The following is a 13,648-nucleotide window of genomic DNA, read 5'->3' as shown; positions in this document are numbered from 1 at the left end:
AGTGCGCGTTAATCTGACAGTGACGTTGAACGCCGGGGGCTAGAGGGAGACGCCTATGTCCTTGGGCATCTCGCCCTTGATGGCTCCCATCTCGTGGTCCTGCAGATACGCGGGGTTGAGCGCCCTCTTCTCGTACTGCAGGTACGTGCCGCGAGTCTTACCCACAAGAAACGCAGTGAAGAATCGCTCCCAGCTGAAGAAGTCACGCGACTCAATATGGTCGGAGGGATTTGCGAGAGCGTCGGCAACATCGGAACCGCCGATTAGCCCGGAGTTTAGGACGAGCCACTCGAACGACTCGGGCAGGAACAGCCGCACCCGCTTGTACGCACCGAGGGAGGTTGCGCCCTCCATCTCCGGGCCAAACGCCGCCCCGTCGGCAATCACCAAGATTGACTGCTCGGAAGCGTCCTTGACCGTTCGGCAGACGTTGCCCTTCCCTCCCGCAGAAACGCATGGAATACCCACCCGGGAGAAGAGCTCTGAGAAGAACTCGAAGCCCGCGTTGCTGTCCTCGACCACAACCAGCTCCGGGATGAACGGAGCCGAGGGGCTCGGATCATAAATCTGGTAGAAGGTGCTGTACAGGCGGGATACCTGTGGGTACCTCGACGAGCTCCTGCCGCTGTTCCTGATTCCATAGACCTCGCTGACGCTGTACGGGAGCGAGAAGAGGCTCTCCCTCGTGGCGATGACGTAGTAGTTGTCACTGTCCCTTACGGCACGGGCAAAGTCATGCGAGGACGTGAACGCATTGCCCTCGTCGACAAAGACAATCGACCCGTGAATGAAGGAGAGGTCCCGCTTCCATCGGGGACCTTCAAGGATGACGCACGGGACGTCGCAGAAGAGCTCGATGCCGCTCGCCGCACCGTTGCGCTCGTAGTCGGCAATCATCCCGATGAGCGTGGTCTTTCCCGTAGCGCTGTCACCCCGGATAATAGTGATGTTGCGCGATACTTCAAACTTGAACTGCACGCGATTGTTGCGCACGATGACCTGATGTGTCCCCCTCACAGACGGTCACCCCCAAACGCGATATCATCTCGCTGGATGGCCGGCATGGCTCCGGGCGGCACGCGGAGGATGGGGTCCTCGCGCAGGTCCGTGCGCTCGAGCTCCCTGTCAATCTCCATGCCGTCCCTCAGATGGTCGATGGCCATGGGCACAAGCTCCGCCATCGAGTGCGCGACCTCACCCGTGTTGAGGACCTTGATCGAGAAGCGTCCCCGCCCGAAGTTCATGATGTGCCTCAGGTTGATGGTGATGTCCTGCCTGCGCGCGATCTCAAGAATCCAGTATGCGCAGTTGTCCCCGCACGTTGACGCGTTGAACACCCTCTCGGGCATGTTGTAGATGAGCAGCAACGTCTTGACGCCGCCGGAGAGGTCCGTCGGCGGGATGAGGCCGAGCGCCCTGCTCCTGATGAGGCGCTCGCCGAGAACCTCCGACTTGTCGACGGACTTGATCATCCTCTTGGCAAGGGGGTCATCGAGCCACGCGTCGAGGTACACGTTTCTGAAAAAGGTCGCCGTGTCAAAAATCGCCTCCGGCATATGACCGAACTGGATGCTCAGCATGTGTACGACCGCCTCGTCCGCATATTACGTCGATGCAAAGTATAGCAACCGCCGGGGTAGGCATCTCCGCCGCAAGCGCTCCCGCGCTTTCGGGGCACTATCCCGCTACAGGCGCTCCAGGGGCTCTACCGGCTTTATGACCTTCGTCTTCGTCATCTGGCAGCGGTGCTCGAAGCTAAGGCAGAGCGCCTCGGGATCGGCAACGTCATCCAGGGCCGCAACGAACCCCTCCCGGTCAAACAGGACGGACAGGACGCACTCCCCGCCGTCTCCCTCACCGGTCCGATAGCCCGAGATGACAACGTGCCCGATGGCCGGGCTCAGGTCAAACAGCCCGTGAGCGAGATATGCGATAAGCGCGAAGACGTACCGGGCGTACTCCTCGCGCACCGCCCTCTGCGTTTTGGGCCTCGGCCGACTCCTCCCGCTCTTCATCACCTCGACGGTGGTCTGGGGCAGCCCTCCCGGGGACGGCAAATCGACCTCCGCCGCCATTCTGCCGGCGCCCTCCTCATAGGCGTACCTCAGAGTAAATGGAAGAGGGATGGCGCACTCCGAGGAAAGCCTCTCGGCGCCCTCCCCGATAGCACCCGCATCCCCCTCGAGCACCTTTCGAATGTGCCCGCGCCTGCGCTCGCAGTTTTTCACGGCCGCAGCATCCCGCTCCTCGGCAATGCGGGCCTCCCGCGCATCAAAGGCCTCCCTCTCTCGCTCCCAGGAGGCGACGAGCTTCGCATAGCGCTCTCTGACATGCCCTTTCACGTACTCGTCTCTCAGCTGCCAGGCCCTCCAGAACGCAAGGGGGCGCACCTTCTCGTCCGCCTCGCGGGAAAGCGCCTCCCGCACTTCGTCCAGGGCGGGATAGGGGGCCTCGAACGTCTTTCGCTCGTAGAGCCGTGGCGTCAGGGAACCCATCTCCGCCTCGAGGGACCCTGCGGTGCGCAGCGGACGGACGTCCCTCCAGAGACGAAACATCGTCCCCTCTGGGTCGGCTGCGTGCGAACCGGGAAACGACAGCCTCCTCAAAGACCGTGCATCAACCTGACCAGAGTCAGCCATCCTCGCTCCTCCGTTCCGAGACCGTCCGCCGAACGACCGCCCAACAGCAAAGGGCCCCGCCCTGTCCTGAGTATACTGACAGGAAGCTGACACGTTACCGCCTCGACGAACGGTCCCGGCAGGCGTCAGGGAGGGGGCATCCCATGACCGAGAAGCACGGCAAGGCTCCTTTCGACGGGCCATCCGAGGAGGAGTTCGACCAAGCGGGGTACGTCCCACCCCAGGGGTGGCGCTTCGAGCTGCCATTTTGGCTCGCCATTGCGTCCTGCGTCCTGGCGCTCGCCGCACGCGCGCTTCCATGGGCGGGAATGGTGGTCGGGATTGCCGCGCTTGTCGCACTCGCACTCTTCAAGGTGCCGCGCCAGTACGTGAGGGCCCCGCGCGCCTCCGTCGCCCTCGGCGCCCTCGGCATCCTTGTTTGCGCGGCGCTCTCGACGTATGTCCCGCCGCAACCGGGCGTCATCAGGGTCTCCGTCGACGCGCCGGCCTGGCGGCAGGAATACGGCGCCGTTGCCATCAGCGTCGAGGGAACCACGGAGTCCGGAGACGAGGTGAGCGACTCGCTGGAGGTCGTCCCCGGAACGACGAGCACCTTGGGGGACTACGAGACCGGCACCTACTCGTTCACCGTGGAGGAGTCCTCGCTCAGGCACGGGGAGGAGCTCTTCGAGCCGACAGAGCCCCGGGCCACCTGCACGCTCAGGCTCGAGGAGGACGTTGACGTCAGCATTGCGCTCGTCCTCGTCCCTCAGGACGGTACGCTCGAGTTCACCGTCGAGGCCGAGGGCTGGGACGCGTCGTACGGCTCGATTCCCGTCACGGTCTCGGGAGCCCTGGAGGATGGGGGCCGCGTCAGCGAGACAATCCCGGCCTCGCCCGGCACCTCGTTCTCGCTCAGCGGCTACGAGGCGGGCACCTACTCCTTCTCCGTTGACGAGAGCGTTCTCACGCAGGGGGACACCGTCTTCTCCGCAAGCACCGAGACCAGAACGTTCACCAGACGCGAGGACGTGCTCGTGACGGTGCGCGTCACCGTTGACGAGGAGGCGACGCGGGCCCTCGCCGAGCAGCGCGCAGAGGAGGAGCGCGCACGCGCCGAGGCCGAGGCAAAGGCCCAGGCTGAGGCCGAAGCGGCAGCGCGAGCACAGGCCGAGACGGAGGCCCAGGCCGAGGCCGAGCGCCAGCAGGAGACGACCGAGCAAACCGTCTACATCACCGACACGGGAGAGAAGTACCACCGATACGGTTGCCAGTACCTCCGCGAGTCCTGTCACCCCATCTCGCTCTCTATGGCACAGAACCTGGGCTACACCCCCTGCAAACGATGCAAGCCATAACCGCCGAGGCGGCGGAGGGGTATTGAACCTCCGCCGCGCCAAGCTAGGCAAGCAGCAAAGTCAGAGGTGTGGGATGGGCGTCAGGCGAATGGGCGGGGCGGTACGCCACGCCGCCCCGACACCCCAATGCATGCCCTCCGGGAGCGCGCCCGCACGTTGATTGCGAAGCGCGGTACCTCGGCCCCATACGATATAGTTGATGATGAAAGACCAGACGATACGAAATCTGCTGCCCGTTTTCATCGGACCGCAAAAGTATGAGGTGAATTTGCAATGTGGAATGAGTTTGCCCTGGTGCTGCTCGTTACGCTTGGGGTGCTGCTCATCCCCGGGTACCTGTCGATGCGCGCGATTGGCGCCAAGGGTGCGTGGCCGGTGCTCCTCGCGCCCATCGTAGGCCTTTCGCTCATTGCGATCGTGGGGCAGGCTTTCGCGCTCATTCACATAGCATCCACCCCGCTGACGCTCCTCGGTGTTGTCGTTTCGCTTCCGCTGCTGGGCCTCCTCCTTACCCGCAGGCGAAACCTCAATCTCATGCTCCCGCGTGTTGAGCCTTGGGCTCTTGTCCTCTGCCTCGTCCTCGGGATCGCCCTAGGATACAACTTGTTCCTCTCGCGCCTCGGAACGCCGTATAGCCTCTTCCAAGCCTATGACGTCACGCAGCACCTCAACCTCATCCAGTCGATGGCAGACTCAGGGACTCTCACCTCGCTGAATGTGGGACCGTACCTATCGGCGGCCGACCAGGCAATCGACCCTCTCGGAAACACCGGCTTCTATCCCGCTGCATGGCACGCCGTCTGCGCCCTTGTCGTCCAAATCACGGGGTGCCCGGTACCGCTTGTCATCAATGCGTCCATGTTCGCGCTTAGCTGCATCGCCTTTCCCCTTTCCGTACTCGCGCTGGTGGGAGTACTCTTCCCCGAGTCAAGGACCGCACACTACTGCGGCTCCCTCACCTCCCTTGCCTTTGTCGCCTTCCCCTGGAACCTCCTCGCGTTTGGCCCTGTCTACGCGAACGTAGCCGGCTTTTCGCTCATGCCCAGCGCAATGGCGCTCTTCGTCCACATGCTCTCCAACGGCCCATCCCCTGCCATGCGCGCGCGCACGCTCTCCGCACTTGCAATTTCAGCCGTCGGACTAGCGCTCTGCCACCCGAACACCATCTTCACGTGCATTGTTTTTCTTGCCCCCTATTGCATCTCCAGAATCTGCGATGCATGCGGCGCGCGCGGCTGGGGAGCCCTGTGCAAGGTCGCCCTCAGCGTCGCGTTCGCGGCGCTCTGCGCCGGATTCTGGGTCCTCTGCTACCACCTGCCCATGTTCGAGGGGACCGTCACCCATGTCTGGCCCCCCTTCTCCAGATTGTTCCAGCAAGTCATCAACATACTCACGCTCTGCTATAACATGGGTTTCAACTATGAGACAGCTGCCCAGATCGTTCTGGGAATCCTCGTCATCGCGGGCGCCATACGCGCTCTGCACACCCCCGGGCGGCGATGGCTCTTGGCGTCCTATATGTTAATCTGCTACATCCTTCTCGTCAGCGCCACCCATCAAGATGAGCTGAAGCAATTGCTCGCGGGGTTTTGGTACACCGACCCGATGAGGCTCGCAGCCATCGCTGCCATCGCGGGCATCCCGCTTGCCACGCTCGGGGCGGCGTGGGCCTACGACACCCTGGTAAAGCTTGTTGCTGCCAATAATGGTGCAAGGGGTGCGAGACCAAACAGACTCCTCATTGCCGCCTCCGCTGCCGCAGCGTTTCTCATCCTCAACTTCATGCCCGAGTTCAACTTCCCCGGGCTGCATCACAAGTACACCCTTCAGGAGCAGGAGGCATATAAATACGAGCAGGTCAGAGACTGGCCCAAGAGCGTACACACCACGTTCGGGGACTTTCGAAAGGGAATCGAGGACGCATACTCGGTTGATCAGCCGCTCGATGTGAGCGAGCAGCTCTTCCTCAATAAAATCAAGATTCAGTCCCTTGTTCCAGAGGACGACCTCGTCATCAACAACCCCATGGACGGCAGCTTCCTCGCCTACGGCACCACGGGACTCAGGGTCTATTATCGCAACTTCGTTGGTGGCTACGGAGACGAGAACGAGACCGAAGAGAGCAAGATCATCCGTGAGCGGCTCTGTGACTATGCGACGGACCCCGAGGTTCAGGCTGCCGTTGAGTCTGTCGACGCGCGCTACGTGATCGTCCTACGAGATGGCGAGGAGAAGAGCGCCTTCATCAACCTGCGTGGCGACTACGACGAGTCGCTGTTTGCCGGTATTTCCTCAATCACCTCAGAAACCCCTGGCTTCACGTGCATCTGCGAGAGCGGGGCGCTGGGGTTATACAAGATTGATCGGTAGACGCTGCTCCTTATTGCATCTAGGGGTCGGCTGTGCATTCGGGGTCGACACAGCCGTCCAGCATGGACATATATGGACATCTACCTTTGCGGCAGGCATGCTGGTCTGCATAAACAGCTTGCCTGCTCGCTGCCTCTCCCATCAGTTGCTGCGCATGTCCGCAACCTAGGATCGGCTCCGAAAACTAATCGACTTCCGTACAGACGAAAGAAAGAATGCCAACGAACTCATCTATACTTCGCCATAGCCAGTTCATGTAGTCGCAGACAACTTGGAGTGCACGTCATGTCCATCCTTCGTCGGTTTGTCTCATTCATGACAAGTAATTCCTCGCCCAGTAATGGTGCACCTCGCACTTCTACCGAGAACGAGTCTCCGGAGAAAAAACTCTACGACAGCCTCGATGAGGTTCAGAAGGCAATTTACCATCGCCCCTTTGGACCGGACGGCTACCCCATTGACGCCTGGACCGACCCCTACTACGAGACGTGGTTCCGAGCACACCAAGCCTCAGAGGTACAGCTCCAGGAGCAGCGTGACGCTCAGGCCGACCTTGCCATACGCCCTCTCTTTAGCATCATTGTCCCCCTCTATAAGACACCAATCGAATACTTCCGCACAATGGCGGACTCGGTACTTGCCCAAACTTTCGACAATTTTGAGCTCGTTCTGATCAATGCAAGCCCAGAGCTCTTGGAGCTTGCTGATGAGCTGCGCACTTACCAAGAGCGAGACAGACGCATCACAGTCGTTACCCTCGATGAAAACTACGGAATCACTGAAAACACCAACCGAGGGATTTCTGTCTCAAAGGGCGACTTCTGTTGTTTCCTCGACCATGATGACTTTATAGAGCCCAACCTCCTCTTCGAGTACGCGTCCGCCCTCAACGATGACCCTACCATCGACTTCCTCTATTGCGACGAGGACATGGTGAGTTTTGACGAGAAAACACAGGCGTTTCAGCACCTCAATCCCATGTTCAAGCCGCAGTTCTCTCCTGAGCTTCTTCTTTGCAAGAACTACATCATTCATCTTATGACCGTACGACGGACGCTCATTGAGTCGATGTCCCGTCCGGATGCAAGATATGACGGCGCCCAGGACTACAATATGGTTCTTCGCTGCATTGGTCGGGCACGTAGCGTCCGCTGTATCGAAAAGGTCCTCTACCACTGGCGAATTCATCCCGCCTCAACTGCGACAAATCCAGATTCCAAGCCATACTCTCGTATAGCCAACAAGCTCTCAGTTTTCTCACACATTGAGACAAGGCAGCTGAATGCTGCGCTTGTCTCCTCTGGCATATTCAATTTACATAACGTCTGGTTCAACGGAAGCGCGCCCACAACGTCGGTAGTTGTCTCTTGCGCTGATGACTTTAGGGTATGCAGGAACTTCCTTATATCCCTTCTGGAGGCAAACCTGCCTACTAGCACGGATGTCATATTTGTTGGCAACAAGCCTGTTTTGCGGGAAGCCCTTCGCAGTGTGTCACTTGACGGTTTCCCAATTCCGGCCTCCTTAACACTAATTTCCTCCCAAGGAAATAAGTTATGCGACTACAATGACGGAGCCCGCCATGCAAAGGGCAAAAACCTGGTTTTTGTTGACGATCTCTGCTCATTTATTACGCCGGAACCGCTTAGGCAGCTCGGTGCGCTGTGTGCGCTTAACGGCGTTGGAATCTCCGCGCCAAAGCTGCTCTACCCTAACGGCAGTACCAAGTGCTTTGGCGTTGCAGTAACTGAAGGGCGCATCATGCCCCTTCATCGAGGCTATCCCGACGACTTTCCCGCATACCAATGCAATGCACGCGCGTTCCAGAATGTCAGCGCCTGCTCGTTGCAAGGACTCTGCATATCCCATGACCTATTCCATGTCCTCGGTGGCTTTGACGAGCGCTTCGAGGGGGAGATTGGCGCCGCAGACCTCTGTAGGCGCGTCCTGAATCATAGTCTTCGCATCGTAGCGACCCCCCTAGTTAAAGTTGAAGTTGATGAGGCGGCACCACAAACCCCCTACAACACCCAAACACAAGCGCCCGATTTCAGAGCGGATGATCTCAAGCTCTTCGATGAGAAGTGGCCCGCCGCTCGAGCCGCGGGCGACCCCTACTACAGCTCCAACTTTGACCAGGCTTCACCCTACTGCCAGCTGCCACGTTCCTAGGTGTTGTGTGCCAATAGGTTGTTTACACCGGCGACGCGCGACATGGGCGGCAGGCCCCCGCAGGCGCTGTGCGGACGGGACCAATTATAGTGCTCGATGTGGGCGGGCAGGGCCGAGGCCCTGCCCGCCTCGCTCTCCCACGCCCTGCCGTACTGCCACTCCTGCGCGAGCGTCCCGTTCATCCGCTCCACCTTGCCGTTCTGCCAGGGGCTGAAGAGCCGGTAGTGTCGCGAAAAGTGGTGTAGTGGCCTCCACCCGGAATCACGGCGGGGAATTCCCCAGTTTGTTAGTGACGGCATGCCGAACAACCTAGAGACGACCTACCCTCGAGTCGTTGGGGTCCAAGCCAGCGATGAGGAGAAGGGTCGTGGAGAGGATGCCGGGCATGCCGCAAATCGATGACATGCGAAGGCTGTGGTCGGAGGGGTGCTGCATATCCGAGATAGCCCGTAGGACGGGGCACGACAGGAAGACGGTCAGAAAGTTCCTCGACGAGGTCGACTTCTCGCCCGAGCCTCCCGCCGGCGTCGTCCCGGGGCCGTCGAGGCTGGATCCGTACAAGCCGACGATCGACTCCATACTGGAGGCCGACAGGCACGTCTGGAGGAAGCAGCGCCACACCGCGAGGAAGATCCTCGCCGAGCTCCGCCGCGCCGGCTACGACGGCGGGTACACCCTGGTCCAGAAGTACGTCCACGACAGGAAGCTCGAGATGAGGGGCCGAGCCCCCGAGGGCTTCCTCGACCTCGAGTGGTCCCCCGGAACCGCGCAGGCCGACTTCGGCGAGGCCGATTCGACACCGCGGACGGCAGGGAGCGGATGCTGTTCCTCGTGGTCTCGTTCCCGCACCCCGGCATGTCGTGGTTCCAGGTGTTCCGGGGGCGCGCGTCGGAGTGCGTGTGTCAGGGCCTCGCCGACGTCTTCCGCCACATGGGGGGAGTCCCTCCCGTCGTCGTGTTCGACAACGTGTGTTTAGTCAAGCTTGACTTTCGGTTTTGAGCACAGATTTCTTTCGGGTTCTGGCACGCAACTTTTTCGGGTTTCGTCACGGGCGCGCCGCCGTCTCTACCTTCCCGACTTTCCCAGCATGAGGGACTCCTCGAGCCTGTGGCTGGGCCCTCCGAACTCCACGAGCCTGCCGTGGTGCACCACGCGGTCGACGATGGCCGCCGCGAGCTTGTCGTCGGCGAAGACCGTGCCCCACCTGCCGGACTCGACGTTGGTGGTGAATATCACGCTCCTCCTCTCGTAGCTGTCCGATATGACCTGGTACAGGAGCCTCGCCCCGTCCACGTCGAAGGGCACGTAGCCGAACTCGCCCGGGACCAGGAGCCTCGCCTTGGCCACGTCGGCGAGCAGCCGGTCGAGCGTCCCCTCCCGCTTGGCCTTGCCGAGCCGCGGCACCAGCTGCGCGGTCCGCCAGAACCTCACGGGGTAGCCCGCCGAGGTCGCGGCGATCCCGAGGGCGGTGGCCATGTGGGTCTTGCCGCGCCCCGTCTGGCCGTAGAAGACCAGGTCCTCCGCGTCGCGCACGAACGCCAGCGAGAGCATCTCGTCGCGGCCCCAGCCGTCGGGGAACGAGACGTCGGGCCGGTCGAAGCCCCCGGCCGACCTGGGAACGGGGAACCTCGCCTGCCTGAGCAGGCGCGCCCGCCTCGCCCTGTCGCGGCGGGCGATCTCGGACTCGAGCATCGCCGTGCACGCGGCCACCTGGCCCGGCGTCGCGGAGGCGAGGAAGGCGCCGATCGTGTCGCCGGATATGAAGAGGGCCCTCGCGGCGCCGCGGAAGGCCGCCTGGGCGGCCCCGCGCTCCGAGCTCGTCTGCGGCATGCCGCCCGCCTCCCTCGAGCAGCCTCAGCGCCCCGTCGCAGACGCCCAGGTCGACCTCCTCGTCGTACTCGACGCGCTCGTCTCCCGATGCGGCCCTGGCGGCCGAGAGGGCGACCGAGGCGCGGTCGACGCCTCCGGTCGACGCGAGCGAGCGCGACATCCCCTCCACGGCGGCGCCCCACCCGCGCTCCGCGCTCTCGTCGCGCAGCACCCTGAGGTCGGCGGCGAGATCGGCGGGCGCCTCGGAGTCGAGGAAGGCGACGAGCTCGGCGGGCAGCGACGCCCTCACGCTCGAGTCCCTCCATCCGGCGGGCCTCATGCACAGGAGCCTCAGCCGCGGCGTCGGGTCCGAGCCGTCGGTCGGGGCCTCGCCCCACTCGCGCTCGTAGGCGGCGACGACCTCCCCGGTCTCGCAGTCGCAGACCGCGACGTCGAAGGCGCCGAGCGCGACGGCGACCTCGCGGCGCGCGTAGGCGGGGCCGGCCGAGTAGCGGTGCACCCCGCCGACCGTGATCGTGCCCTGCTTGTTGCACCTCCTGGTCTCCCACCTCACGCACGAGAACGCAGCCGGCGGCAGCGGCGAGAGCGCCTCCCTGTCCTCTCCGAACAGCTCGGACTCGGGCGTGCCGAGCCTGTAGTGGCGCTTGCCCTCGCTCAGGTCGAGGCAGTCTTCGAGCAGCCTGCGGTCGAGCGCGCGGACGTCGTGGAACGACGGGACGGGGACGAAGAGGTTCCTCCTGTGGCAGCCGACCTTGTTCTCGACGTTGCCCTTCTCGTTGCCCGAGTAGGGGTTGGCGAGGGTGTAGTCGAGCCCGTAGTGGGCCGCGAAGCGGCGGAAGAGCTCGGACGTCCTCACCTCCCCGCCGACGCGCCTGCCGACCTCGGTGGCGTTGTCGAAGACCGCCCTCCTGGGCACGCCGCCGACGAACTCGAAGACGTTGAGGAGCCCCTGGCAGACGCACTCGGCCGTCTCGCCCCAGAAGACCTGGGTGAGCCCGACGTTGGAGTGCGGGAAGGTGACCGTCAGGTACTCGCCCCTGGTGACCACGCCGCGGACCCCGAGGTCCGCCTCGCCGAAGTCGACCTGGACCTCGCCGGGCAGCCATCCCAGCGTCAGGAACCCCTCGGCGTCCCTGCGCTCGCGCTCGCGGGCCATCTCCTCGCGGCGGCGCCTGGCGTGGCGCCGCGCGGCGGGGTGGCTGCCCGTGTAGCCCTCCTCGTCGCGAAGCCTCACGTAGACCCTCGTCGCCGTGTGGCGCTGCTTGCGCCAGTTCCTGCAGTCGTCGTCGAGCCAGGAGTCGATCGTCTCCTCGTATGGCGCGAGGACCTCGCTCTCGGGCTCGCGCCGCCTCGGGGGCTCAGGCGACAGGTCCTCCATCCTGGCGTACTTCCTGACCGTCGGCTCCGACGCGCCGACCGCCCTCGCGATTGAGGCGATTGACTCGCCGCCCCTGGCCCTCTTGCGTATATCCTCTATCTTGTCCACGCCGATCATTCCTCTCTGGCCCTCCTCACGTCGTAAACCGAAGCAACGACATTGTTGGGCCGATTGCGGATGGTCGGCGTGCCCATGCTCAAAGCCGAAAGAATTTCGTGCTCAGACCCGAAACTGTCCGACGCTCAAACCCGCAACTTCGAGGCTATCAAACACACAACGCGACCGGGGCGGGGCGCCGGGTCCTCGACGAGGTGAGGGAGGCCGAGCTCTTCCGCAGGTTCAGGCTCCACTACGGCTTCGAGGCGAGGTTCCGCGACCCCGACGCGGGGCACGAGAAGGGTCACGTCGAGCGCAAGGTCGCCTTCGTGCGCTCCAACGCATTCGTCCCCGTCCCCCGCGTCGGCGACCTGCGGGAGCACGACGAGTCCCTCCTCGGGGTGGCGGACGGCTTCGGCGAGAGGGGGCACTGGAGGAGGGACGGCACGTGGGGCGAGCTCTTCGAGTCGGACCGCGCCGCCCTCCGCCTCCTGCCCTCCAGGCCGTTCTCCCGCGTGACCTGGCTCGTGAGACCGTGCGACGAGCGGGGCGAGGTCACCGTGGGCGCCCACTCCTACGGCGCCGGGCCCGAGCTCGCGGGCGCCGACGTCGCGGTCGGTCTCGGCGCCCACGAGGTGACGATCGCCGGCCAGGGGACGGGCGAGCTCGTCGCCAGGTGCCGCAGGAGGTTCGGCGGGGGCGTCACGGTCGACGTCGACCCCGTGGCGGAGCTCAGGCTCCTTGGCCGGCGGCCTGGGGCCTGGCGCGAGTCCCGCGTGCGCTCGGCGCTGCCCGCCGGGGTGGTCGAGTACCTGGACGGGCTCGACAGGGCGTCGCTGTCGAGGAGCGTGACGATGCTCTCGGAGGTCGCCGGGGAGGAGGGGGTCGAGGCCGCGGGCGAGTCGATGCTCGAGCTCGTGAGGCGTGGCGGCGACCTCGGCCGCAGCGACCTCCGCGTCCTCTCCCTGAGGCTGCTCTCCGGCGTCTCCGGGCCCGACCCGGGACCGGACCTCTCCGAGTACGACCGCGCGTTCCTCGGGAAGGAGGCGTCGTGGCATGGCGGACTCCGCCTCGGACGCCAGGCTCAGGGCCTGCGGGAGGGCCGTGATGCTCTCCAACCACACCATGGGCGACGTCGTGGAGAACTACTCGGACGTCGAGAAGGGGGCGATCTCCAGGATGCCGGGGGCCGAGCTCGCCTTCCGCGACTCGAACAGGAGGAGGCGCCTGCCCGAGCGCGCGAACTTCCCGGTCCCGAAGACCTTCGAGGGGTACGACTGGTCGGCAGTGAGGCTGCCGCCCAGGCTGTCCCGGGAGGACGTGACGACGTGCGCGTTCGTGAGGAAGGCTCAGAACCTCGTCCTGTTCGGCCCGGTCGGGACCGGGAAGACGCACATGCTCGTCGCGATGGGGACGGTCGCGTGCTCCATGGGAATGAGGGTGCGCTACTTCACGACGACGGAGCTGGTGACGCTCCTCTCGGAGGCGAAGAGGGACGGCACGGCGAGAAAGCTCATGAGGTCCCCGGAGGGGACCGACCTGATCCTGCTCGACGAGTTCGGCTACGTCCCGGTCGACCGGGACGGCGCGCGCCTCCTCTTCCAGGTGATCGACGCGAGCTACGAGAGGCGGTCGCTGGCCATAACGACCAACGTGGACTTCTCCAGGTGGGGGGCGGTGCTGACCGACGACCAGATGGCGGCCGCGATCATCGACCGGGTCGCGCACCACGGGCAGCTCGTCGTCTTCGAGGGCGAGAGCTACAGGCTCCGACACGCACTGATGCGGTCGTCGTAGCGGAATCGTGAAGCTGGGGATTTCCCCGT

The 13,648-nt window shown here is 63.7% G+C and carries 9 protein-coding genes and 2 pseudogenes; 5 read left to right on the top strand and 6 right to left on the bottom strand.

Annotation, left to right across the window (positions count from 1 at the left end):
* Positions 1-39: 39 nt before the first annotated feature.
* The 3 genes from BQ7391_RS07425 to BQ7391_RS07415 form a co-directional block, all read right to left on the bottom strand.
* The gene (locus BQ7391_RS07425; protein ID WP_200799593.1) at positions 40-978 is read right to left on the bottom strand and encodes a hypothetical protein; all 939 of its coding nucleotides are present in this window, start codon (positions 976-978) and stop codon (positions 40-42) included.
* Between the two features lie 35 nt (positions 979-1,013).
* Entirely contained in the window at positions 1,014-1,580 is a 567-nt protein-coding gene (locus BQ7391_RS07420) for a DUF4869 domain-containing protein (protein ID WP_075280021.1), read from the bottom strand.
* 105 nt (positions 1,581-1,685) lie between these two features.
* Positions 1,686-2,639 carry a hypothetical protein gene (locus tag BQ7391_RS07415; RefSeq protein WP_075280020.1) on the bottom strand — a complete coding sequence of 318 codons (954 nt, stop codon included), beginning with the start codon at positions 2,637-2,639 and terminating at the stop codon, positions 1,686-1,688.
* A gap of 143 nt (positions 2,640-2,782) precedes the next feature.
* Here BQ7391_RS07415 and BQ7391_RS07410 point away from each other — a divergent pair, with 143 nt between their 5' ends.
* The 3 genes from BQ7391_RS07410 (at position 2,783) to BQ7391_RS07400 (ending at position 8,518) form a co-directional block, all read left to right on the top strand.
* Positions 2,783-3,976, top strand: coding sequence for a hypothetical protein (locus tag BQ7391_RS07410; RefSeq protein ID WP_075280019.1), 1,194 nt, complete (start codon positions 2,783-2,785; stop codon positions 3,974-3,976).
* Positions 3,977-4,249: 273 nt separating this feature from the next.
* A complete protein-coding gene (locus BQ7391_RS07405) occupies positions 4,250-6,346 on the top strand; it encodes a DUF6541 family protein (protein WP_075280018.1) in 2,097 nt (698 codons plus the stop codon).
* Positions 6,347-6,631: 285 nt separating this feature from the next.
* Positions 6,632-8,518 (top strand): glycosyltransferase family 2 protein, encoded by a 1,887-nt coding sequence (locus BQ7391_RS07400; RefSeq protein WP_075280017.1) that lies wholly within the window; start codon positions 6,632-6,634, stop codon positions 8,516-8,518.
* Here the strand turns inward: BQ7391_RS07400 and BQ7391_RS12775 are convergent.
* Positions 8,515-8,727, bottom strand: a pseudogene (locus BQ7391_RS12775) (integrase core domain-containing protein); the annotation flags it as partial. The gene BQ7391_RS07400 and the pseudogene BQ7391_RS12775 overlap by 4 nt on opposite strands.
* A 158-nt stretch (positions 8,728-8,885) precedes the next feature.
* On the opposite strand from BQ7391_RS12775, the gene BQ7391_RS12175 reads away from it, so the two are divergent.
* Entirely contained in the window at positions 8,886-9,494 is a 609-nt protein-coding gene (locus tag BQ7391_RS12175) for a transposase (protein WP_129583930.1), read from the top strand.
* An 89-nt stretch (positions 9,495-9,583) separates the two neighbouring features.
* On the opposite strand, the gene istB (BQ7391_RS07380) is transcribed toward BQ7391_RS12175, so the two are convergent.
* The gene (gene istB, locus BQ7391_RS07380; RefSeq protein WP_075280013.1) at positions 9,584-10,348 is read right to left on the bottom strand and encodes an IS21-like element helper ATPase IstB; all 765 of its coding nucleotides are present in this window, start codon (positions 10,346-10,348) and stop codon (positions 9,584-9,586) included.
* 379 nt (positions 10,349-10,727) lie between these two features.
* Positions 10,728-11,843, bottom strand: a pseudogene (istA, locus tag BQ7391_RS12770) (IS21 family transposase); the annotation flags it as partial.
* A gap of 1,035 nt (positions 11,844-12,878) precedes the next feature.
* On the opposite strand from istA, the gene istB (BQ7391_RS07365) reads away from it, so the two are divergent.
* Positions 12,879-13,619, top strand: coding sequence for an IS21-like element helper ATPase IstB (gene istB / locus BQ7391_RS07365; protein ID WP_075280011.1), 741 nt, complete (start codon positions 12,879-12,881; stop codon positions 13,617-13,619).
* The last annotated feature ends 29 nt before the right edge of the window (positions 13,620-13,648 follow it).

Origin of the sequence: Thermophilibacter provencensis, assembly GCF_900128445.1 — a bacterium.
Classification (GTDB): Bacteria; Actinomycetota; Coriobacteriia; order Coriobacteriales; family Atopobiaceae; genus Thermophilibacter; species Thermophilibacter provencensis.
This window is presented reverse-complemented; position numbering and strand designations above follow the sequence as displayed.

Bases quoted from the DNA above. Each gene is read 5' to 3' on its own strand.
- BQ7391_RS07420 (WP_075280021.1), bottom strand. From the start codon at position 1,580: ATGCTGAGCATCCAGTTCGGTCATATGCCGGAGGCGATTTTTGACACG.
- BQ7391_RS07415 (WP_075280020.1), bottom strand. From the start codon at position 2,639: ATGGCTGACTCTGGTCAGGTTGATGCACGGTCTTTGAGGAGGCTGTCG.
- BQ7391_RS07410 (WP_075280019.1), top strand. From the start codon at position 2,783: ATGACCGAGAAGCACGGCAAGGCTCCTTTCGACGGGCCATCCGAGGAG.
- BQ7391_RS07405 (WP_075280018.1), top strand. From the start codon at position 4,250: ATGTGGAATGAGTTTGCCCTGGTGCTGCTCGTTACGCTTGGGGTGCTG.
- BQ7391_RS07400 (WP_075280017.1), top strand. From the start codon at position 6,632: ATGTCCATCCTTCGTCGGTTTGTCTCATTCATGACAAGTAATTCCTCG.
- istB (WP_075280013.1), bottom strand. From the start codon at position 10,348: ATGCCGCAGACGAGCTCGGAGCGCGGGGCCGCCCAGGCGGCCTTCCGC.
- istB (WP_075280011.1), top strand. From the start codon at position 12,879: ATGGCGGACTCCGCCTCGGACGCCAGGCTCAGGGCCTGCGGGAGGGCC.